This is a genomic window from Streptomyces sp. NPDC026394 (assembly GCF_055567735.1).
The window spans coordinates 61,238-82,889 of record NZ_JBVHPX010000028.1 but is presented as its reverse complement, the minus strand read 5'-3'; the positions used below and the strand labels follow the sequence as shown (position 1 = coordinate 82,889).

Below are 21,652 nucleotides of genomic sequence, written 5' to 3'. Positions count from 1 at the left end.
CCTCACAATGTCGCGGCTCTCTTTCGATCATCCTCAGCGCGTCCGCGGCGGACAGACAACTCAATTTCGAGCGGTCCCCTTACGGGGTGTCTGCTCCCCGCCCCAATCGGGTCGCCGCCCAGGTGGCCGGAAGGGACCGACGGGCGGCCCTGTCTCGGGTCCGGAGGCCGGTGGGCCTCGGGGGCGGAGGTCGGTGGGCGCGGCTGTTCGCCCATCGCGTTGCCCTTGTGCTGGGCGCCAGTTCGTCCATGCCGCATCTGAGTCACAAGGTCGTCGAGGTCGCTGACCAGCAGATCACCCACCTGGCCCCCGGCCGACGGAGCTGGGCCAGGAGACCCGTCTGACGGTGTAAGCCTTCACGGACACGGTGCAGAGGATGTCCGAGAAGGCGCGGCCGGGGCGGGGTTCTCACAGGGTGGAGTAGGAGCATGATGGTGGCCAGGTAGATCACGTGCTCCTGGCTGGCGGCGAGGTGTCCGTAAATCTTCAAGAGCCGTCGGTAGCGTCCCAGCCAGGCGAAACCACGCTCTGCCAGCCAGCAGCGCGGGACCACCGTGAAGAGCGGTACGTCGCTGAGACGGGGCGTCGGCCTTGGCCCAGATCCCGCGGAAGCCGCCGTCTCTCCGCCGCACAATCTGAACCGCGATCCCGGTCGCTATTCAGCCGCATCACCTCGCCTCTATCGCCGTCCGCACCCGGTGGAGCCCCCGGAGGGACCGGGGGGAAAGCGTTCGCCGAGGGCTATGGGCTCGCGCGGATTTCCCCATACTCCTGGGGTCGGCCCGCTCTTGTAGAGCGACGGCTGCTGCTTCGGCTGACGTCACTCGTCCGTGATTCCCTTTACGTGGTGTCCCCGTCGAGCGGATTTTGTCGGCTCGGAGGTGCTGTTCAGTGGTGTGGACCGTAGCCTTCGCAGTCACCCCGAATCCTGATCGCGATCCAGCCTTTCGTAGCAGTCGTAGTTCCGCTGGGCGCAGATCTTGCCGTCCCGGAATTCGAGGAAAACCGCGATACGCGCTCGCAATACGTGGCCGGCGGGCAGGGTTCCCATCGGGACGGCGAGAGTTCCGGACCAGGTCACCTCCACAGCCACCTGGTCGCCGGCCGCGACCGCGTTGTGTACGTCGAACCGCTGGTGGGCAAGGAGCGCCCGGCCCCGCTCAACGCTCTCCAGTACGTCGGACAGGTCACGTCGGACGCCGTCGGGGAACAAGGCGTTGGGGAACTCCTCCTGCACCACGTGCTCGTCGAAGTAGCGAGCGAGCTCCTCGCCCACGGCCCCGTGGGCGACAGCCTCGTGGTAGCGGACCGCTGTCTCGACATGAGGGTGCTGCGGCAGACCCGGCATGACAGGCAGGGTAGTTGAGATCGGGGCTTGGCGCCGCAGTGGGTGATCGAACGGACCTTGCCCTGGCTGGCTGCCGCAGGCTCATCCCCCGCTACGAACGAGGCCCTCGCGACTACCTGGTCTTCCTCGGCCTCGCCGCAGCCCTGCCCTGCCCTGCCCTGCCCTGCCCTGCGGCCGGTGTACCGGTGTGGGCCGGCGCCTACACTCCGCCCGTGGTCCGGACCGCTTCGGACGCAATCTCTGTCAGCAAACCGGAGACGGTCTCAGGCTCGCTGATCATGAGATCGTGTCCACTGTCGATCTCCCAGAAGCGACCTTCAGAGCGCGCCTTGGCTATCAGGTCCTGGTTGTGGACACCGAGATCCAGACTTGCGGTGGAGACGATCCGGTACTGCGGTGTCGCCTCCAGTGTTGGCTCGTCGCTCAGGACGAGCGGCTGCTCAAGGGTTTTCCACGGGTGCGGGGTGAGGCGTGGCAGCATCCATTCGATGTCCTTGGGGTCCGTGACCCCGAAGAACCTCACCAGGTCCTCGCTGGGAAAGAGCACTAGCTCGACACCGTCGATCACCTGGCCGTTTTCTCTCTCCTTGAGGAGCGCCGGGAAGGCCTCGATCTGCGATCGGCCATCGGGGGCGTCGAGAAACACGAGCTTCCCGACCCGGTCACTGACGCGATCAGCGGCTCCCCGGATCACTGTGCCACCGTAGCTGTGGCCGACGAGCACCACGTCTCTCAGGTCCTCGTAGAAAAGGAGGTTGACCACTTCGGTGATGTGCATGTTCAGATCGACATCGGGGCTCACAAGATGCGACCGATCACCCAATCCGGTCAGGGTCGGGCAATACACGGTGTGGCCCGCGGCCTCCAGCAGACGAGCAACCTTCTGATAGCACCAACCGCCATGTCCGGCGCCGTGGACCAGTACGTAGGTGGTCATGATCTCCCCTTCTGCTGTGCGTTGATCACAGGTAACTAAGAGACCACACAACGTTGTTGCGCCGCCTCTGACATGACGTGGGATGTTCCGGCGGGCCACCCTTCGCGGGAGGGATGATTCGCCGGCGCTTGCTGGACTGCTGCCGTGCGGCGGCAGGCCCGGTGCCATTGCGGGGTCAGTTCTTGTCGGCGTGGGGCCGCGTTTGTGCCGCGCCGAGACCGATTCGCTTGGTGGCCTCGCTGGTGGCCTGGGTGAGCAGAGCAAGCGCGGCCCGCGAGGGCGAGCCCGCTTCTGTGGTGGCGACCACTACGGCGGGCCCCGGCCCGTGGCTCAAGGTTTGCAGGATGACGGTCAGGGGCCCGACCAGTGGATGACGCATCTCGTAGGAGGCGACGGTGCAGGGTTTGACACGGTGTTCGGCCCACATCGCGGCGAACTCGGCACTCTTCGCGGACAGTTCACCCAAGAGTGCGTGCAGCGCCACGTCCTCCGGATGCTGGGCCGCCACCAGACGCAGGTTAGCGACCACCGCCCTGGCCCTGGTCGGCCAGTCCACGTACAGGTCGCGGACATGGGGGTCGAGGAACAGCAGCCTGGCCATGTTGGGACGCCGTGTCGGCAGGTCAGGAGCTCCGGGGTCCAGATGCCCGGCGAACAGCGCATGCCCCAGGCGGTTCCACGCCAGTGCGTCGCTGCGTCGGCCGAGCACGATCGCGGGCACCTCGCCCAGCGCGTCCAGCAACTGGCGCATCGCCTCCGACACTCGTTCCGGCGCCGGCGGTCGGCCGCGGGTACGCTGTCTGTCCACCCGACCGAGATCGTGCAGGTGCCGCCGCTCGGACTCGTCCAGCCGCAGAGCCCCGGCGATCGCGTCCAGGACCTCAGGCGATGCGCTCAGCGACTGCCCCTGCTCAAGCCGGGTGTAGTAAGAGGTGCTCACACCCGCCAGCATCGCCAGCTCCTCACGCCGGAGCCCCGGCACACGCCGGGGCTCCCCATAGGTGGGCACCCCGGCATCCTCCGGGCCCAGCCGGGAGCGCCGCGCCCGCAGAAAGCTCCCGAGCTGCGTTTTTCCATCCATGGCTGCGAGTATGGACGGACTCGCGCCACCTAGCCTGACCCAACTGTGGATAGGCAACGGCGGGGCCGGCTTCCGGCCCGCACTCGTCGATGAAGTGGCTGGCAGCCCGGGGCGACCGGACACGTCGTGCACTGCCCAGCGGCCTCGGCCCGGGCGCTGGGCGGTCTCGGTGCCCTTGCGGGCGATGCTGCGGCGGATGTGCCGCAGAGAGAGCCAGCTTCGCAGGTGGGGCGGGTAGCAGGTGGCGCAGACCTCTCCCTTGTCGCCGTGGAGATTCGCGAGTCGTCGGTGCCAACACTCCTCCTGTCCGGCCCGCTACGCGAGGCCACCGTTGCTCATCAACAGCTGACCATTGATCCACCCGCCTTCCCGGGAGCACAGGAAGTCCACCAGGTGCGCGGTGTCCTGCGGCGTGCCCAGCCGGCCGAGCGGGGTGCTGCGGGCGCAGTGCTCCCGGACTTCCTCGGACATCCAGCCGGTGTCGACCGGCCCGGGATTGATCGCGTTGGCGGTCACTCCGAGGTGGGCGAGTTCGTGAGCGGCGGCCAGGGTGATGCGGTCCAAGGCTCCCTTGCTCGCCCCGTACGGCAGGTTGCCGATGGTGTGATCACTGGTGAGGCTGATGATCCGGCCGGTTCCCCGTGCCGCGGCGAACCGGCGCCCGAACTCGCGGATGAGCAGCCAGGTGGCGCGCGCGTTGACAGCGAAGTGCCGGTCGAAACTCTCGATGGTGGTGTCGAGCAACCCGGAGTCGACGGACTCGCAGTGGCTCATCACCAGCGCGGTGACACCACCCATCCGCTGCTCGACCTCGTCGAAGACGCGCGCCGAGGTGCCAGGGTCAGCGAGGTCCGCCTCGATCGCGATGGTGGACGCGCCCTGTTCGGCGAGCTGTTGGCTGATCGCTTCGGGGGCGCCGGGCTCGCTGCCCCAGCTCATACGATCGTCATAAGAACTCCAGTAGGTGAAGGCGATGTCCCAGCCGGAAGCGGCCAACCGGCGGGCGATGCCCGCGCCGATCCCGACCGTGCGCCCCACGCCGGTGATCAAGGCGAGTGGACGGCCGGCCGGAGGGCCTTGTTCAGGGGCGCGTTCGTCATGGTCGGTACTCGTCGTCACGGTCCGGAATCGTTCACGAACGGCACCGGACCGTCAAACGCTTTCCGCGTCTCCACGTATCCGCGCCTCCGCCAGAAGCGAGGGCGGGGGGCGTTGAGATATGCGTTCTTCGAGTGTTGCAATCGGCTTCCGGCGGCAGCTCTTGCGATCCTGGCGTGGTTGTATCGCCCACCCTGGAGCACGCGCATGCGCCATTTCGTCACTGCGGCGGTCTCCGTCGCAGCTTTGGCTCTGTCCACGCCGTTTGCGGTTGCGGCACCTTCGACACCGATTCAAGGCGACGGCAAAGTCTGCTTCTACGCGGAACCCGAATACCGAGGCGCGTCCTGGTGCTACCGCCCGTCGGGCTATGCGGAGGTACCGGATCGGCTCCATGGCCGTGCTCGGTCTTTCAAAGCCACCTCCAGCCTGATCGTGTACGCGATCGACCACGGTCGCGGTGGACGGTGCTTCGCCCGGAAGATCTGGGTCGACGACCGGTCCACCGACTGGGCTTGGGGCAGCAGAATGGACGGCGTCAGTACCGACCGACAGGGCTGCGACACGAGCTGAGGCACCGGAAACAGCCGGGGGCGGCGCCTCGGAATTCGGGCCGGCCGATGTCTGGACGAGGTCGCGGCCGCGCATGGTACAGCGGCGGCCGCATTCGTCGTTGGTGACGTGGGAGCCGCCGTACCAGGCGCCGTTGAGGCCGGTGGCGACCATGAAGGCGGCGAAGGCCCGTGGTGGAGCGGGTACGGGACCGAGACCTCACCGCGCCGGGGACTTGGCCGTCGTGTCGTACGACGACGAAGTCGTCACGGCGTCCGGTCTGCCCCTGACCCCCTGGCCGCGGCACGCCCGCAGAAGCGCCGACTCGGCGCTCTGGCCGCCGAGGTGGCCTTGTCCCGCATGACCGGCCGGCGGAACGCCCCGTGCACCGCCCCCAGTTGTTCGCCACGCTCGTGGTCCGCGTGTGCTGCTGCGGCGAGGGCCCGGTCTCTTCCTAGAAGAGCATCGTGTAAGCGTTCCAGCCGCCGCCGATCGGCAGGGCCCCGTCCATGGGGAAGACGATGCCCTGGCTGCGTACGCCATGGTGCAGCCACAGCTTGCCGTCGGCGTCGCGGGCCACCACGTCTGCCAGCTTGTCGCCGTCGATGTCCCGGACACCGACGAAGTCGGTGTAGCGGCTCCAACCGGACCCCACCTGCACACGACGGTAGAACGGCTCGTCGGGGCGGCTGGAACCGGTGGTCTTGTAGGCCCACAGGACGCCGTCGTGGTCGCGGGCCAGCACGCCCTCGCTGTAGGTGGTCACGATGTCGTACGCGTTCCAGCCGCCGCCCACGCGCACCGGGGGCGCGAAGGGGGCGCTGGGGTCGCCCGTGCCCGCGTAGAACCACAGGACGCCCTCGCGGTCGCGGGCCACCAGGTCGTTCTTGCCGTCGTTGTTGGCGTCCGTGGCGCCCGCGATGCTGACGTACCGGTCCCAGCCGCCCCCGACCTTGATGCGCCGGGCGAAGGGGGCGGAGGGGTTGCCGGTGCCCTGGTAGAAGTACAGCGTCCCGTCCCGGTCGACGGCCGCCAGGTCGCCCTTGCCGTCGGCGGTCGTCCCCGCGAGCGAGGTGACCTGGCGGTAGGTCCAGCCGGAGCCGACCCGCACCGGGGTCTTGAAGGGCTTGGCCGAGTAGCCGGTGCCCTCGTACTGCCACAGCACTCCGGACTGGTCCCTGGCGTACAGGGCCGGCCGTTCGGAGGCGGGCAGCTCCGCCCGCACCGCGGGTGCGGTGACGGGGGCGCCGGCCGGGGCGGCCGTGGCGGCGGCCACCGGCAGGAAGGTCGCGACGGCCGTGGCGGCCGCGGCCAGCGCCAGGCGGGTACGGCGACGTGCTCGGTTCGTTCTTAACACGGTTTCCCCCCCAGGGGAGCGCGCCGCTCTGACTGGTTATATCCGCAATACAGGCGGCATCGGTCGTTTTTCGCGACAATACCGCCAGTTGGTCGGGTAGTTGGCAAAACGTTTGGTACGTGCGGCGATATAGCCAAGTCGGCGGTCGCAGAGGGAGCGGGAGCGGGGCAGGGGCGGGGCGGACGTCGCCGGTCGCTGGGCAGCACGGCGTCCCTTCGGCGCGAGGGGGGCGGTGTTGGTCGGCGCGTACGACCGGCGGGTAGCGTCCCGTCGGAACGGCTCGCCGCCGGGAAGCAGACCATCCGTACGCCTGGAGTACCCGTGACATCAGCAGTGGACCACGTCCGTACCACCCTGACCGCGCACGGCCACGTGGGTGGCATCACCGAACTGCCCGGCCCGGCACCCACCGCAGCGGCCGCGGCGGAACTGCTGGACTGTCCGGTCGGCGCCATCGCCAACAGCCTTGTCTTCGAGGCCGACGGCGCACCGCTGCTCATCGTGGCCAGCGGCGGTCACCGGGTGGACCTGAAGAAGGCGGCGGCCCACGTCGGCGTACGCAAAGTACGCCGCGCCACCGCGGAATTCGTTCTGGCGGCCACGGGCCAGGAAGTCGGCGGCGTGGCCCCCGTCGGCCATCCCGCGCCGCTGCGGACCCTGGTGGACACCGCGCTGGCCGACCACGACCAGGTCTGGGCCGGCGGCGGGCTGCCGCACGCCATGTTCCGCACCACTTTCGCGGAACTGCTCGACCTGACGGGAGGCGAGGCCGTCGCCGTGGGCGCCTGATCGGGCAGGGACCTGGCCCCACCCCCCGCGCCCTCCCCGTCGCCGGCCGCGCCGATGGGCGGGCCGGGGCCGTGCAATCCGGACGTGGGCCGCCAGGCGGAAGGTGAGGGGCTTCGAGAAGAGGGTGCGGAAGGCCATCAGTGGGAAGCTCGCGCTCTCCACGGAACGCCGGTACGCGCAGGAACCGCCCTCGCCGCATCTCCGCAGTCGACGAGGCGACGACATCGCACTCACCCAGGCCAGGAGGGGCGACTTCTTCGGCATCCGGTGGAAGCTCGTCAACACCTTCGTCCACGGCCATTTCACATCCGCTTTCAGCGCCGGTGACCAGTCCCACTTCGAGCACCGCGCGAACGGTGCGGTGCGCGGCAAGCTCGGATGCATCAACTTCACGGCCGAAGCGAAGCCGGGAGAGAGTTGCTTCTCCTCACACAGGGCCTGGACCTCCCGGCGGCCGAAAGCGGTCTGCGGTTCTCGGCCCTGCCACCCCGGTAAGGACGCGCCGACGCGCATCGGTCGCGTACCGTGCGAGCGGCGCCGGACACGCGTCCTCCGGCGCTTCCTCAACGACCGCCTTCGCAGGCCGCGTTGAGTTTCGAGCCCGCGCCCGCAGCCGGATCGCGTCATCTTCAAGTACCTCGCCATCCCTCGGTCGAACAGACGACCTGCGCCGTCTCAAGGGGCGGTTGGTGCCGGAGTGGCTGGTTCGCTCTCTTGCGATGCTTACGTTCATGGGTCGGTGGCACGTGCAACTGCACACCGCAAGCAGCAAGGGAGACTCATGCACAGCAGTGTTGCGTCACCGGAGCACGAGTCCGCCAACGACGCCCTGTACGCCCCGGGCGTCGACCACTACACCTCGCCGCACCGTCGCGATCCCGTCAAGAAGCTCTGGGAGGAGCCGGTCACTTTCGCCATCCTGCAGGCCGCACTCGCCGAGGTGCCGCAGCGGCAGGACCTGAGCGTGATGGACATCGGGTGCGGCGCGGGTGAGGGGCTGCACCTGCTGCGGGCCCTGAGCGCCACCCGCGATCTGTCCGGCCTGCCCCGCCTGACCTACCGGGGACTCGACCTCGACGAGGGGCTGTTGAGCCTGGCGGCCCGTACGCATCACGAGGAGGACGACGCCGAGTTCTGGCACGGTGACGTCCGTACCGATCTGCCCGAGACACCGTTCGACCTCTACCTGTCCTGCGGCGTGCCGTACTCGCACCTGACCGAGGACGAGCTGCAGGCCACCTTGACCCGGCTGTTCGACATCGTACGGCGCAACCACACCCGGTCCGTGGCCGTCATCGACGTACTCGGCCGCCATTCCCTGGAGTGGCTGCCCCAGTGGGGCCGCACCCGCTGGCCGTACCGGATGAGTTTCTTCCAGAGCGACCGGCGGACCCAGGACGTCCCCATGACCTTCTGGGACGCACACCACCTCAACGCCTGCATCAGCGCGGCGGCGGCGGACGCGGGCTGCCAGGTCCGGCGCCGCAGGCTGTTCGACCGTTCCATCATGGTCGGCCGCCACACCGCCACCGGCCACTTCAACCCCGGGCTGCCGCCCTACCGCTCGCTGATCAACCAGCTCGAGTCGGGGACGATGGTGCCGCTGGAGCAGCTGCGCGCACCGCGGGTGCCGGACGACTCGCCCGAGGCGGTGCGTGCGTTCTTCGGCCGGTTCCGTTCCCAGTGGAACGCCGTCCTGGACGCGGCCGCGTCGCAGGATCCCACGGGACACCTGCCGCCCGACGTCGCCGGGCCGATGCTCGCGCGCGGGCTGCGGGCCGTCGAACACCGGCTGGCCTGCGGCCTGGGCGTCGGACACTCACTGACCGCCGTGATCACCGTGAGCGAGAGGACGTGACATGCACCGCCTGCTCGAACGCCGCGAGCTGAGCAGCATCACCGGCCACGCGTACGACGTCGACGCCGTGTGCGACCTCGGATACGCCCGCTACGAGCACGGCTATCCGGCGGACCTGCTCGCCACCGTCCTCGACGAGGCCCGCGCGCTGGCCCGGACCGAGTGGGAGGCGCAGAGCGCCGACCGCTATCTGGGGCTGCGCCACCTGCGCGCCGCCCACGAGGCCATTCCGGCGGTGAAGACGCTGATGCACGACCGGGACCGGTTGCGCGCGCTGAGCGAACTGGCCGGTACGGAACTGGAGCCGTACCCGATCACCCGGGCCGCCTCGCACATCAACTTCTACCGTCCGGGCGAGGTGCCCATCGACCACCACACGGACGGGGCCGCCCTGGTCGAGCTGATTCCGCTGCACACCGCCGGCCCGGACCGGGGCGGCTCCACGCTGATCTTCCGGGGGAGCCCGGAGCGCGGGCGGCGGCTGCTGGAGCAGGGGCGGCGACTGTCCTCCGAGGAGCATGCCGCCGTGCCGCAGCGCACCGGGCACGCGGTGCTCATGCAGGGACGGCGGCTCCTGCACACCGCCCAGCCCCTCCAGGACGGGGAGCGGATCACGTTGGTGCTGGTGATGCGTTCGGCCGCCGAGCCGTGGAAGGACGGCAACAGCCTGGCCCGGCTCCTGCTCGACGACCCGCTGGCGGCCGTGCACGACGAATGGGTGCGTGACCAGGAACATCAGGCGGCACGTTTCCGCGCCGCCGCCCGCTGACGTACACCGAGGAGGAGCAGTGACGACCACACTCGCCACCGAAGAGACACGCGTCGCGACGATCACCACCGGCCTGGACCGGCTCCGGAGGTCCCTGCACACGGGGTCCCGCATCGCGGCACCGTACCGGGCCGCGGCGGAACCTGCCTGGCATTCGTCCTATGTCGCTCCCGCGGCGGAACGGCCCCCCGTCGCGGCCCGGATGGCCTCGTTCGGCTACGGGGAGAGCGAACTGCACGGCCGGGCGGACCTGGTCGACGACCTCGCCATGACCGGCCCCGTACGGCTGCTGACCCCGGACGGCGCGGCGGCGCTGCGCGGCATCTGCCAGAACCTCGAAGCCAGCGCCGTCCACAACGACTACGTCGTCTCCCGGCGGCTTCGCGGGGTCGAGTCCCTGTCCCCGTTCGTGCACGCCATGGTCCGCGACCCGGTCTTCCTGGACACCGTCTCGCGTCTGGTCGGAGTGCCGCTGATCCCGCACCCGCTGCGCGACGCCGGCGTGCAGATCAACTACTACGAGGCGGCCGCCGACGCCTCGCGGGCGCCGCTGGTGGCCAAGTGGCACCTGGACGGCATGAACTACGTCTTCACCATGACCCTGTCGGACCACGCGGAACACCAGGGCGGCGACTACATCTACTACCGCGGGCACCCGCGGGACTTCGAAGCCCGGCGAGAGGAGATCACCGGTCAGGGGCCCCGGCACCCCGATGTGCACGTCGCGCCGTTCCGGCACGTCGGCGACACGATGTTCACCCGGGGCAGCAGGGTCTACCACGCCGTCACCCCGGTCACCCGCGGCCATCGCATCACGCTCGCCGTGTCGCTGTTCTGCCCGCTCCTCGGTGACCAGGACGAGAACCGGTTCTGGCACAGCGCTCCGGACGACGGGCTGGTCCGCACCCTGAACAACTGGAACGCGCTGCGGCGCGCCGTCCGCCGCCCGGCGTCCTACTGCCGCCGCGAGGACATACCGATCCGTCCGCTCGCCCGCCGTTCCGCGGCGCGCGGCTGACCCCTGCTCCCCCGAGCGGCCCGCGCGTGCGGGCCGCTCACCGGTTCTCCGTCGCCAGCCAGCCGGCCAGGCCCCACATCGCGACGGCGGTGACCACGTCCAGGCGCCGCCGGGTGCCGCTGCCGATCCCCGCTTTCTTCAGCCGGCCGCCGAGGGCGGCATATCCCCAGGCGCAGCAGAATTCCACCGCGATATAGGCGAGGCCCAGGGCCAGCAGCGGAGCGGTGACCCGGTGGGCGTCGCGGGACAGGAACTGCGGCAGGAATACGGCGAACAGGATCAGCGCTTTGGGATTCGTCACCGCCACGATGAACTCCTGCCGCGCCAGCCGCCATCCCGGTACCTTCCGGCGCGCGTTCTGTTCTCCTTCGGGGCTTTCCGGTTCTTCATTCCCGGGCCCGGATTCCGGGGCGTGCTTCGCGCGCAGCGCCGTACGCAGGGTCTGTAGTCCCAGCCACAGCAGGTAGGCCACCCCGCACCACTTGATGACGTTGAAAGCCACTGCCGACCTGGTCAGGACGGCGCCCAGCCCGGCGGCCACGGCGATCACCATCAGGGTGAACGCGGTGAACCGGCCGAGCGAGGCGCCGAGCGCCGGACGTAACCCGTGCCGGACGCCGTTGCGCAGCGCCAGCAGCTGATTGGCTCCGGGCGTCGCCGCCAGCAGCAACGCGGAGGGGAAGAAAGCGGCCCAGGACACATCGGAAAACATGAAGGACGTATACCCCCGACTTCTCGCGTCTCTCACCCCGGTGTCTTTGTGGTGCGCGGCGGCGCGGCATTTCTCGCCGCGCCGATCCGGCGTACGACTTCGTGCGCGTCGAAATGCGCGTGTTCGGCAATCAGCAGTTGCCCCGAACGGACGGCCCGCGGACATCCGCGGGCGGCCGCTCCGGTGACCGCGACGCACCGCATCCCGGCCCGCAGGGCCGCGACGACCCCCGTGGCGGCGTCTTCCACGGCCACACACGCGTCCGCCGGAACCGCCAGTTGCCGTGCGGCCTCCAGGAAGACGGCCGGGTCCGGCTTTCCTCTGGGGACGTCCTCGACCGAGACACACACGGTGAAGAGCCGGTCCAGGCGGCCGGACGTCAGCACCGTGTCGATCACCTGGCGCGAGGACCCCGACGCCACCGCCAGCGGCACACCGGCTTCGTGCAGGAGTTCGGCCAGGTGCACGGTCCCCCGGTGGAGCGGCACCGAGCGCCGCATCCGGTCCAGGTACAGCCGGTTGCTCAGCTCCAGCAGCTCGTCGGCACCGGCCGCCACGCGGCGCGTCGCCACGACGCGCTGCCACATCTCGCGCATGCCCACCCCGACGAACTCCGCGTGGTCGGCGGCGGTGAAGTGGCGGTACCCGAAGTGGGCGAGGGCCTGTTGCTCCGCGGCGAGGTACGCACTCCGGCTGTCGACCAGCGTGCCGTCCAGATCGAAGATCACCGCCGCCGGGGGGCCGGGTGTCGTCGCCATCGGCATCGTGCCGCCTTCCTTGTCGGTGACCGCGGCCGAGCCGCTGTTCCGCGTCTGCCCGCGTGAGCGCGGCCGCCCGTCCCCGTCCGCACCATGGCGAGAAGATTGGCGTGAACATGCGGTCCGCCGTGAAGGAATCGATGACCATACGGGGGTCCTACAGGCCGAAGCGGCGCGGGAGCCGATTGGCGGCGATCGACGACGCCACCCAGAGGCTGTCGAGGCCGGTGATGCCGCCGGGCAGCCGACAGGCCCCCCTCTTCCACGATTCCCCGATCGAGAGGGCCGGGCCTTGCCATACCGAGGCCCCACTGGGCTTCTTCGGCGACGTCAGCGCATCCTGACCAGCACACCACCGCAGCACAAGCGGCGGTAACCCTAATGGGCTACGCCGACGGTGCGGGAAAACAGATTTTCGGATCGCCTGCCGAAATCTCCGGCCGCGGTCGTGTTTCCGTGCCGACGAAATATCATCACGCCGAGCCGTCACCTGTGTGCCGCAGACTCGTTGAGGGTGACGCCTCGGTCTCACGGAACCGGATTGGGGTCCCGGTGCGCCGGCTGTTCTCCGCCGTCTTCCTGATGATTGCCCGGAACGTACTCAGGAAGGCGCAGGGCGTGTGGGTGTGGTGGCAGAACGGCGGGCGCGGTGGGCGCCCGCGCGCGAAAGCACGACGGGGCCGGGCCCCGGGCCGATGGACGAAGACCGCCGTCGCCGCGACCGCGTCGGGGGCCGGCATGAACGCCGCAGCGGGTGCACAGAATCAGGGTCCGGGTCCAGAACCGGGCCGGGACAAGTATGAGCTTTTCCTGTCTTCCGATGTGACACCTCGCGGTATTCTCCGGGTACTTGCCGTGCGGCAAGGTGACGAGGTGTCGGCGTGAGGCACAGGTGTGCACGCCTTTGAGGCAGGGACCACAGCGCCGTCGTGCCCTGCGCAGGGGGTCCGGTAAGTGGAACGAGGTCGGGGCATGGCTGCAGGGGCGGCGGACGACAACGCACATCCGGTGTCGCGGACGAGGCCGGGGCGTACGGGAGAAAGAGTCGGTGAGCCGGAGCTGCGGCAACTGCTCGCGGGGCTGACGGCCGTACGCGACGGGAACTTCGGGACGCGGCTCCCGGAGGAGGACGACGGACTGCTCGGCGAGATCGCGACCGTCTTCAACGGCATGGTCGACCAACTGTCCCAGTTCACCTCGGAAGTGACCCGGGTGGCGCGCGAGGTCGGCAGCGAGGGCCGGCTCGGCGGCCAGGCCGAGGTCCCGGGCGTCTCCGGCACCTGGGCCGACCTGACCGACTCGGTGAACGTGATGGCCGGCAACCTGACCACCCAGGTGCGCGACATCGCACAGGTGGCCACCGCGGTCGCCCGGGGCGACCTGTCGCAGAAGATCGACGTCGATGCGCAAGGCGAGATCCTGGAGCTGAAGAACACCGTCAACACGATGGTCGACCAGCTCTCCGCCTTCGCCGACGAAGTCACCCGCGTCGCCCGCGAGGTCGGCAGCGAGGGGCGGCTCGGCGGGCAGGCCGAGGTGCCCGGGGTGGGCGGCACCTGGCGGGACCTGACCGACTCGGTCAACTTCATGGCCGGAAACCTCACTTCGCAGGTGCGCAACATCGCGCAGGTGACCACGGCGGTAGCCCGGGGCGACCTGTCGCAGAAGATCACCGTGGACGCCCGCGGCGAGATCCTGGAACTGAAGACCACCATCAACACCATGGTCGACCAGCTCTCCGCCTTCGCCGACGAAGTCACCCGCGTCGCCCGCGAGGTCGGCACCGAAGGACGGCTCGGCGGCCAGGCTCAGGTGCCCGGGGTGGGCGGCACCTGGCGGGACCTGACCGACTCGGTCAACTTCATGGCCGGAAACCTCACTTCCCAGGTCCGTTCCATTGCGGCGGTCGCGACCTCGGTGGCCCAGGGCGACCTGTCGCAGAAGATCACCGTGGACGCCCGCGGCGAGATCCTGAAGCTGAAGAACACCATCAACACCATGGTCGACCAGCTCTCCGCCTTCGCCGACGAAGTCACCCGCGTCGCCCGCGAGGTCGGCACGGAGGGGCGGCTCGGCGGCCAGGCCGACGTCAAGGGCGTCTCCGGTACGTGGAAGGACCTGACCGAGTCCGTCAACGTGATGGCGGACAACCTCACGGCACAGGTGCGGTCCATCGCCGAGGTCACCACCGCCGTGGCGCAGGGCGACCTGTCACAGAAGATCCGCGTGGACGCCCGCGGCGAGATCCTGGAGCTGAAGAGCACCATCAACACCATGGTCGACCAGCTCTCGGCCTTCGCCGACGAGGTGACGCGGGTGGCCCGCGAGGTCGGCACCGAGGGCAACCTCGGCGGGCAGGCCACCGTACGGGGCGTGTCGGGCACCTGGAAGGACCTGACCGACAACGTCAACGTGATGGCCTCCAACCTGACCGGGCAGGTGCGCTCGATCGCCCAGGTGGCCGCCGCGGTCGCCAAGGGTGATCTGTCGCAGAAGATCATGGTGGAGGCGAAGGGCGAGGTCGCCGCGCTGGCCGGCGTGATCAACACGATGGTCGACACGCTGTCGGCCTTCGCCGACGAGGTGACCCGGGTGGCCCGCGAGGTCGGCACGGAAGGGATGCTCGGCGGCCAGGCCCGGGTACCGAACGTGGCCGGTACGTGGAAGGACCTGACCGACAACGTCAACTCGATGGCCAACAACCTGACCGGGCAGGTGCGCAACATCGCCCAGGTCACGACGGCCGTGGCCAACGGTGACCTGTCGAAGAAGATCGACGTCGACGCCCGGGGCGAGATCCTGGAGCTGAAGACCACCATCAACACCATGGTCGACCAGTTGTCCTCCTTCGCCTCCGAGGTCACCCGTGTCGCACGCGAGGTCGGCAGCGAGGGGCGGCTCGGCGGGCAGGCCGAGGTCGAGGGCGTGTCGGGCACCTGGAAACGCCTGACCGAGAACGTCAACGAGCTGGCCGGCAACCTCACCCGGCAGGTACGGGCCATCGCCGAGGTGACCAGCGCGGTCGCCGAGGGCGACCTGACCCGCTCCATCACGGTGGACGCCTCGGGCGAGGTCGCGGAGCTGAAGGACAACATCAACTCCATGGTGCGGTCCCTGCGCGAGACCACCCGCGCCAACCAGGAGCAGGACTGGCTCAAGAGCAACCTGGCCCGCATCTCCGGGCTGATGCAGGGCCACCGGGACCTCGCGGTCGTCGCCGAGCTGGTCATGGACGAACTGACCCCGCTCGTCTCGGCCCAGTACGGCGCCTTCTACCTGGCCGAGGAGAACGGACAGGGCACCGTGCTCCGGCTCGTCGGCGCGTACGGCCGGCCCGCCGACAGCACGGGGCACGACCGCTTCGGGCTGGGCGAGTCCCTGGTCGGCCAGGCCGCCCGCAGCCGCCGGCCGATCGTCGCCGACGGCGTGCCGGCCGACTACATCAGCATCTCCTGCGGCCTGGGCCAGACCGCGCCGGGCAGCCTGATCGTGCTGCCGATCATTGTCGAGGACCAGGTCCTCGGCGTCATCGAGCTGGCGTCCTTCACCCTCTTCACGCCGGTGCACCGGGACTTCCTCGAACAGCTCATGGAGATGGTGGGCGTCAACGTCAACACCATCGTCGCCAACGCACGTACCGACGAGCTGCTGGAGGAGTCGCAGCGGCTGGCCGGGGAGTTGCAGGCCCGCTCCGGGGAGCTGACCCGGCAGCAGGAGGAGCTCCAACGTTCCAACGCGGAGCTGGAGGAGAAGGCGGAGCTGCTCGCCTCGCAGAACCGCGACATCGAGACCAAGAACCTGGAGATCGAGCAGGCGCGGCAGGAGCTGGAGGACCGGGCGCGGCAGTTGTCGCTGGCGTCGAAGTACAAGTCGGAGTTCCTGGCCAACATGAGTCACGAGCTGCGGACACCGCTCAACAGCCTGCTCATCCTGGCGCAGTTGCTGGCGCAGAACCCGACGCGCAACCTCACGCCCAAGCAGGTCGAGTACGCGGGCATCATCCACTCCGCCGGCTCGGACCTGCTCCAGCTCATCAACGACATCCTCGACCTGTCGAAGGTCGAGGCGGGCAAGATGGACATCACCCCGGAGCGGGTGGCGCTGCGGCAGCTCCTGGACTACGTCGAGGCGACGTTCCGGCCGCTGACCACGCAGAAGAGTCTCGATTTCAGCATCAGTGCCGCGGCCGGGGTGCCGATGGACCTGCTCACCGACGACGCGCGGCTGCGTCAGGTCCTGCGCAACCTCCTGTCCAACGCGGTCAAGTTCACCGAGCAGGGCAGCGTCGAGCTGCGGATCGAGCCCGCCGCCGACAGGGAACTGCCCGAGACCGTCCTGCGCGGCGGCCCCGTGGTCGCCTTCCGCGTCCAGGACACCGGTATCGGCATCGCCGAGCAGCAGCTGGACGTGATCTTCGGGGCGTTCCAGCAGGCGGACGGCACCACCAGCCGCAAGTACGGCGGCACCGGCCTGGGGCTGTCCATCAGCCGCGAGATCGCGCACCTCCTGGGCGGCGCCGTGACCGCCGAGAGCACGCCCGGCCGGGGCAGCGCCTTCACCCTCTACCTGCCGGTGGCACGCGCCGACTTCCAGGAGCAGACCGGCCCGGCACCGGCCCTGGAGGCGGCGGACGCGCGGGACGAGGAGCGCGAGCGTCAGCCGCGTACGCCCGTCGCGGCTCCCGCGCAGCCGCGCCGGCTGCTGGTGATCGAGGAGCGGGCCCGCGGGCTGCTCTCCCATGTGGCCGACAGCGCGGTCGCCGAGTTCACCGGCGGCCAGGACCTGGGCGACCGCCAGGAGCACATCGAGGTCGTCTCCGCGGTCGGTGCCCATGAGGCCGCCGGGGCGCTGGCCGCCGGGCCGTTCCACTGCGTGGTGCTCGACCTGGACATGGCCGACGGTGAAGCCCTGCGGTTCCTGGACGCGATGGACGGTGACGCCGCCGTACGCACCGTCGCCGTCCTCGCGCACAACAGCAGGCGCCTGGAGGCGGAGCAGGAACGCGTTCTGCAGGCGCGTGCCGGTACCCAGCCGCTGGAGCTGCTCTCCAGCCTCGACGAGCTGCGGGAGCGCATCGCCCTGCACCTGTCCGCCGAGCAGCCCGGTGACGTCCTGCCGCTGGTACGGCCGGAGGAGCCCGTACAGCAGGCTCCGCAGCCCGTCGACGACAGCCTCAGCGGCCGTACGGTCCTCGTCGTCGACGACGACGCCCGCAATCTGTACGCGCTCAGCAGCATCCTGGAACTGCACGGCCTGAACGTCCGCCACGCGGAGGACGGGCGCAAGGGAATCGAGACGCTGATCGAGCATCCGGACATCGACCTCATCCTGATGGACGTGATGATGCCCGAAATGGACGGCTACACCGCGACGGCGGAGATCCGGCAGATGCCGGCCCACGCCCATCTGCCCATCATCGCCGTCACGGCCAAGGCCATGCCCGGGGACCGCGAGAAGAGCCTCGCCTCCGGGGCCACCGACTACGTCACCAAGCCGGTGGACACCAACGACCTGATCGCCTGTGTCCGCCGGTGGCTGACCCCCTGAAGGCGGTGTCCGGCCAACCGGGCGCCTCCCCCGACCTGCTCACGAAACGCACCTCTCGCATCGAAGAATCGGCAGCATCATGAGCACTTATGAGCACGTCGGCACCCCGTCCGGGGACGGCGTCTCGCCGGGGTCCGGCCCCGTCCCGGCAGACGCCCGGTCCGATCAGATATCAGCCGTCGGCCGCCTGGCCGCCACGGTCGAGCGGCTGCGCAGCGAAGTCCAGGCGGCGCACGCGGCAGCCGACGGGCGTGCGCTGATCGAACTCGCCAAAGGCATCATGATCGAGCGGCTGCACTGCGGGCCGGCCCAGGCGACCCGGCAGCTCACCGAGCTCGCGGAGCAGGCCGCCGTCTCCCAACTGGAGCTGGCCGTGGACCTCATCAACCAGGCGGCCCGCGACCGCGTGGCGGACCTCGCCGACGCCTTCCTCCAACGCACCCGGGCCGGGCACGACGAGACGGACCCGGCCGTCGCGGTGCGGTTGCGTACCGCCGAGAGCGCCGCGCTGGCCGCCGACGACACCCAGGCCGTCGCCGACTCCCTGCTGCAGCACGCGCTGACTCCGCTGGGCGCGACGGCCGTCGCCATCTGGGCCGCGGGCTCGGACACGTCCCTCACCCTGGCCGGGCACGCGGGGTTCCCCGCCGACGAGGCGATGCGCTGGCGCTACGTACCCCCCGGGGTGGTCACCGTCGCCCGCCAGGCGCTGACCGAACGGGACACCGTCCGGTTCGTCTCGCTGGCCGAGACGGGCATCCCGTCGATCGGCCGGCCGCACCATCCGCTCGGCGGCCGGGTGGCGCTGCCCGCCGGAACCGGCGGCCGTATCCACGGTGTCCTGGAGATCTGCTGGCAGCAGCCGCTTCCCGCGCAGCCACCGGTGATCATGCGTCAGATCGAGGCGCTGGCCCAACTGTGCGCGCACACCCTCGAAGGCACCCCGGACGCGCGGAAGCACGGTCCGTCCGCCGCCCGGCTCTCCCCCGCCGTGGCCGAGCTGGTGGACCTGGCGGACGGGCTGCACGACCCGGCGCTCGTCCTCACCCCCCATCTCGCGGCCGACGGGCACCTCACCGACTTCCGCATCCACCACGTCAACGAGCGCTTCATGGACCCGGCGGGCCGCCCCCGCGGCTTCGTCAACGGCGCGCTGCTGCTGGAGGCGTACCCGATGGCCGCCGACGACAGTGAACTGTTCGACAAGGTCCAGCGCGTCTATGCCACGGGAGAGCCCTTCCGCGCCCAGCGGATGACCCTGACCGCGCTGGTGGACCAGGTGCCGCTCGCCGCCGTCGCCGACATCAGCGTCAGCCGGCACGGGAACGGTGTGCTGCTCATCTGGCGTATCGAGGACGAGACCGCCCGGCTGGCCAGCCTCCTCCAGCACGCCCAGCGGCTCGGCCGGATCGGCGGCTTCGAGGAGAACCTGCTGACCGGCGAGATCACCTGGAACGCGCAGCTCTTCGCCCTGTACGGCCGGCCGGCCACCGACGCCCCCGTGTCCCTGCACGACCTGACCGCCCACGCGCACCCGGACGACAGCGTCGCCATCGGCCGTTTCCAGCGCGCCGTGCTGCACCACCGGCGCCCGGCCTCGGCCGCCTTCCGCCTCCGGCGTCCCGACGGTGTCACCCGGCACATCCGGGTGATCGCCGAGCCGGTCCTCGACGCGGACGGCGGGCTGCTCTCCGTCCGCGGCGCCTACCAGGACATCTCCTCCCAGCACTGGACGGAGGTGGCGCTCGCCGCCACCCGCGACCAGCTCGCGCACACCGAGCAGCAGTCCGCCGAGCGCAACCGCCTCGCGCTCCAGCTCCAGCAGGCCATCATGCCGCCGAGCCGGGGGCCCATGGACGCTCCCGGCCTGCAGGTCGCCGTGCGCTACCGGCCCGCGGAGACCGAGTCCCTGGTGGGCGGCGACTGGTACGACGCCGTCGTGCTGCCCTCGCAGCGCGTCCTGCTCTGCGTCGGTGACATCGCGGGGCACGGCATCGAGGCCGCCACCGGCATGGTGGTGCTGCGCAACGCCCTGCGCGGCCTCGCCGTCACCGGAGCCGGTCCGGGCCAGCTACTGTCCTGGCTGAACATCGTGGCCCACCACCTCACCGACCAGGTGTCCGCCACGGTCGTCTGCGGCGTGTACGACCCCGAGACCCGCACCCTGCGCTGGGCCCGGGCCGGGCACCTGCCGCCCGTGCTGGTCCGCGGTCACGAGGCGAGCCGGCTGCCGCTGGTCCGCGGGCTGCTCCTGGGAGCGCTTCCGGAGGCCACGTACGAGGAGGCGGTGCTCCAGTTGGCGTTGGACGACACCCTCCTGATGTACACCGACGGCCTGGTCGAGCGGCGGGACACCGCCCTCCACGAGTCGCTGGCCCAGTTGCTCGCCACCGCCCGGGCTCCGGCGGCCTCTCTGGAGCACCGGCTCGACCGCCTGCTGACCCACAGCAAGTCCGACACCGACGACGACACCTGCCTCATCGGCGTCCAAGTGGTCTGAGACGGTTCCGGCGGGGCGCGGACCGGACCGCCCCGCCCCCCGTCGGCCGGGGCGGGCCGGTCCGCGCTGTCACACCCCTTCGACGGCCGGGAGGCCGAACTGCGCCTCCAGGGTCCGGAAGAGGACCTGCCAAGTCTTGAACTCGGTGTTGGTGTGCAGGGCGATCGTCTGTTCGCCGTCGGGGGTGCCGACGACGGCGAAGTGGGAGCCCTGCATGCTGCCGCCCAGGCCGCGGAGCGTGTGGCCGCCGGTCACCGCCGGGTCCAGTTCGAAGACGCCCAGGCCGTACGCGGCGTGCGGCATCCAGTGGGCGCCCTCGGTGGAGACCAGGGACCACATCGCACGGTGCTGGGCTTCCGGCAGCAGGCTGCCGGAGACGAACGCGTCGCACACCTTGATCATCTCGCTGGTGGTGGAGATGACGTTGCCGGCCGACCAGGCCCAGGAGCTGTTGTATTCGGTGGTGTCGAGGAGCGGCAGGCCGGGCTCCTCGAACATCGACTCCCAGTTCTCCGCGGTGACGTCGGCGGGGTCGACCCCGTCCTTCAGGAACAGGCTCGAATACGCCCGCGGGTGCGGCTCCGGGTAGCCGGTCTCGTCGGCGGGGCGCACGTAGGTCTGGGTCAGGCCGAGGGGCTCGGCGATGGTGCGGGCGACCTCCTCCGCGTAGGTGTTGCCGGTGACCTTTTCGATGATCATGCCGGCGAGGTAGAAGCCGCCGTTGGAGTAGGCGAAAGCCGTGCCCGGTTCGTGGATGGGGGGCTGGGACACCGTCAGCGCCAGCAGTTCGTCCACGGTCCAGGAGTCGAAGCGGTGCTCGGCGAACGTGGAGCGGGTGGCGTAGCGCTCCGACAGTTCGGGCGCGAGCCCGGTGATGAACAGGCCGCTGGTGTTGCTGAGCAACTGCCTGATGGTGATCTTGTTGCCGTCGTAGCCGTTCACGTCCAGCGCGCCGGGCAGCCACTTCTCGACCGTGTCCTCGATGCTCAGCCGGCCCTCGGCCTCCAACTGGAGCACCGTGGCGGCGGTGAACGCCTTGCCGGCGCTGCCGACGTGCAGGTGCTCGCCCTCCTGGCGCGGGCGGCGGGACTCGATGTCCGCGACTCCGGCCGAGCCGAACCAGGTTCCGTCCGCGTCGCGGACCTCGGCGACGATGCCGGGCACGTCCACCTCTGCCACCAGCCGGTCGAGCACCTGCTGAACCTTCTCGCGCCGGATGTGCACGGAGTTCGTCATGTCTGTTCCTTCCCCTCGGGCGCCGCGGCCCCCTCCTGGGGTCCGGCTGTCCGCCCGCTTCTCGGTACGGGGAAGACGGTGCCGCCCGGCGA

The 21,652-nt window shown here is 70.1% G+C and carries 15 protein-coding genes and 2 pseudogenes; 9 read left to right on the top strand and 8 right to left on the bottom strand.

The genetic code is table 11. The features are described from left to right. Positions 1-248: 248 nt before the first annotated feature. Positions 249-349: pseudogene (locus ACZ4QV_RS37540) on the top strand (VWA domain-containing protein); the annotation flags it as partial. A 567-nt stretch (positions 350-916) separates the two neighbouring features. Here the strand turns inward: ACZ4QV_RS37540 and ACZ4QV_RS37535 are convergent. Further along, complete coding sequence (locus ACZ4QV_RS37535) at positions 917-1,348, bottom strand: nuclear transport factor 2 family protein (protein ID WP_361590740.1); 432 nt, start codon at positions 1,346-1,348, stop codon at positions 917-919. Positions 1,349-1,384: 36 nt separating this feature from the next. On the opposite strand from ACZ4QV_RS37535, the pseudogene ACZ4QV_RS37530 reads away from it, so the two are divergent. Continuing rightward, a pseudogene (locus ACZ4QV_RS37530) lies at positions 1,385-1,500 on the top strand (IS5/IS1182 family transposase); the annotation flags it as partial. A 47-nt stretch (positions 1,501-1,547) separates the two neighbouring features. On the opposite strand, the gene ACZ4QV_RS37525 reads toward ACZ4QV_RS37530, so the two are convergent. From ACZ4QV_RS37525 to ACZ4QV_RS37515, 3 genes are all read right to left on the bottom strand, one after another. Beyond that, positions 1,548-2,285 (bottom strand): alpha/beta fold hydrolase, encoded by a 738-nt coding sequence (locus tag ACZ4QV_RS37525; RefSeq protein WP_361590737.1) that lies wholly within the window; start codon positions 2,283-2,285, stop codon positions 1,548-1,550. Positions 2,286-2,460: 175 nt separating this feature from the next. Next, positions 2,461-3,366 carry a helix-turn-helix domain-containing protein gene (locus ACZ4QV_RS37520; protein ID WP_361590734.1) on the bottom strand — a complete coding sequence of 302 codons (906 nt, stop codon included), beginning with the start codon at positions 3,364-3,366 and terminating at the stop codon, positions 2,461-2,463. Positions 3,367-3,681: 315 nt separating this feature from the next. Then, entirely contained in the window at positions 3,682-4,485 is an 804-nt protein-coding gene (locus ACZ4QV_RS37515; protein ID WP_361637498.1) for an SDR family oxidoreductase, read from the bottom strand. Positions 4,486-4,671: 186 nt separating this feature from the next. On the opposite strand from ACZ4QV_RS37515, the gene ACZ4QV_RS37510 reads away from it, so the two are divergent. Then, the gene (locus ACZ4QV_RS37510) at positions 4,672-5,037 is read left to right on the top strand and encodes a hypothetical protein (RefSeq protein ID WP_361159265.1); all 366 of its coding nucleotides are present in this window, start codon (positions 4,672-4,674) and stop codon (positions 5,035-5,037) included. Between the two features lie 433 nt (positions 5,038-5,470). On the opposite strand, the gene ACZ4QV_RS37505 is transcribed toward ACZ4QV_RS37510, so the two are convergent. Further along, positions 5,471-6,373, bottom strand: a complete 903-nt coding sequence (locus tag ACZ4QV_RS37505; protein WP_361590728.1) for an FG-GAP-like repeat-containing protein — start codon at positions 6,371-6,373, stop codon at positions 5,471-5,473. A 321-nt stretch (positions 6,374-6,694) separates the two neighbouring features. On the opposite strand from ACZ4QV_RS37505, the gene ACZ4QV_RS37500 reads away from it, so the two are divergent. The 4 genes from ACZ4QV_RS37500 (at position 6,695) to ACZ4QV_RS37485 (ending at position 10,807) form a co-directional block, all read left to right on the top strand. Further along, the gene (locus ACZ4QV_RS37500) at positions 6,695-7,162 is read left to right on the top strand and encodes a YbaK/EbsC family protein (RefSeq protein ID WP_361590725.1); all 468 of its coding nucleotides are present in this window, start codon (positions 6,695-6,697) and stop codon (positions 7,160-7,162) included. 781 nt (positions 7,163-7,943) lie between these two features. After that, entirely contained in the window at positions 7,944-9,020 is a 1,077-nt protein-coding gene (locus ACZ4QV_RS37495; RefSeq protein WP_361590719.1) for a class I SAM-dependent methyltransferase, read from the top strand. 1 nt (position 9,021) lies between these two features. After that, entirely contained in the window at positions 9,022-9,789 is a 768-nt protein-coding gene (locus tag ACZ4QV_RS37490; protein WP_361590716.1) for a hypothetical protein, read from the top strand. Between the two features lie 19 nt (positions 9,790-9,808). After that, positions 9,809-10,807: a hypothetical protein gene (locus tag ACZ4QV_RS37485; RefSeq protein WP_361159282.1), complete on the top strand. Its 999-nt coding sequence runs from the start codon at positions 9,809-9,811 to the stop codon at positions 10,805-10,807. Positions 10,808-10,844: 37 nt separating this feature from the next. Here the strand turns inward: ACZ4QV_RS37485 and ACZ4QV_RS37480 are convergent, their stop codons facing one another. Beyond that, complete coding sequence (locus tag ACZ4QV_RS37480; RefSeq protein ID WP_361590713.1) at positions 10,845-11,519, bottom strand: LysE family translocator; 675 nt, start codon at positions 11,517-11,519, stop codon at positions 10,845-10,847. 32 nt (positions 11,520-11,551) lie between these two features. After that, complete coding sequence (locus ACZ4QV_RS37475; RefSeq protein WP_467764064.1) at positions 11,552-12,283, bottom strand: HAD family hydrolase; 732 nt, start codon at positions 12,281-12,283, stop codon at positions 11,552-11,554. A 966-nt stretch (positions 12,284-13,249) separates the two neighbouring features. Between ACZ4QV_RS37475 and ACZ4QV_RS37470 the strand changes: the two genes are divergently transcribed. Together ACZ4QV_RS37470 and ACZ4QV_RS37465 are read left to right on the top strand one after the other, a co-directional pair. Continuing rightward, the gene (locus ACZ4QV_RS37470) at positions 13,250-17,824 is read left to right on the top strand and encodes a HAMP domain-containing protein (protein ID WP_361590707.1); all 4,575 of its coding nucleotides are present in this window, start codon (positions 13,250-13,252) and stop codon (positions 17,822-17,824) included. A 79-nt stretch (positions 17,825-17,903) separates the two neighbouring features. After that, positions 17,904-20,324 carry a SpoIIE family protein phosphatase gene (locus ACZ4QV_RS37465; protein WP_467764063.1) on the top strand — a complete coding sequence of 807 codons (2,421 nt, stop codon included), beginning with the start codon at positions 17,904-17,906 and terminating at the stop codon, positions 20,322-20,324. Between the two features lie 69 nt (positions 20,325-20,393). Here the strand turns inward: ACZ4QV_RS37465 and ACZ4QV_RS37460 are convergent, their stop codons facing one another. Continuing rightward, positions 20,394-21,560 (bottom strand): serine hydrolase domain-containing protein, encoded by a 1,167-nt coding sequence (locus ACZ4QV_RS37460; protein WP_361637485.1) that lies wholly within the window; start codon positions 21,558-21,560, stop codon positions 20,394-20,396. Between the last annotated feature and the right edge of the window lie 92 nt (positions 21,561-21,652).

What these genes read in the sequence shown, in the direction of transcription:
- ACZ4QV_RS37460 (WP_361637485.1), bottom strand. Translation starts at nt 21,560, where the DNA reads ATGACGAACTCCGTGCACATCCGGCGCGAGAAGGTTCAGCAGGTGCTC.
- ACZ4QV_RS37475 (WP_467764064.1), bottom strand. Translation starts at nt 12,283, where the DNA reads ATGCCGATGGCGACGACACCCGGCCCCCCGGCGGCGGTGATCTTCGAT.
- ACZ4QV_RS37535 (WP_361590740.1), bottom strand. Translation starts at nt 1,348, where the DNA reads ATGCCGGGTCTGCCGCAGCACCCTCATGTCGAGACAGCGGTCCGCTAC.
- ACZ4QV_RS37470 (WP_361590707.1), top strand. Translation starts at nt 13,250, where the DNA reads ATGGCTGCAGGGGCGGCGGACGACAACGCACATCCGGTGTCGCGGACG.
- ACZ4QV_RS37465 (WP_467764063.1), top strand. Translation starts at nt 17,904, where the DNA reads ATGAGCACTTATGAGCACGTCGGCACCCCGTCCGGGGACGGCGTCTCG.
- ACZ4QV_RS37510 (WP_361159265.1), top strand. Translation starts at nt 4,672, where the DNA reads ATGCGCCATTTCGTCACTGCGGCGGTCTCCGTCGCAGCTTTGGCTCTG.
- ACZ4QV_RS37480 (WP_361590713.1), bottom strand. Translation starts at nt 11,519, where the DNA reads ATGTTTTCCGATGTGTCCTGGGCCGCTTTCTTCCCCTCCGCGTTGCTG.
- ACZ4QV_RS37495 (WP_361590719.1), top strand. Translation starts at nt 7,944, where the DNA reads ATGCACAGCAGTGTTGCGTCACCGGAGCACGAGTCCGCCAACGACGCC.
- ACZ4QV_RS37520 (WP_361590734.1), bottom strand. Translation starts at nt 3,366, where the DNA reads ATGGATGGAAAAACGCAGCTCGGGAGCTTTCTGCGGGCGCGGCGCTCC.
- ACZ4QV_RS37525 (WP_361590737.1), bottom strand. Translation starts at nt 2,285, where the DNA reads ATGACCACCTACGTACTGGTCCACGGCGCCGGACATGGCGGTTGGTGC.
- ACZ4QV_RS37490 (WP_361590716.1), top strand. Translation starts at nt 9,022, where the DNA reads ATGCACCGCCTGCTCGAACGCCGCGAGCTGAGCAGCATCACCGGCCAC.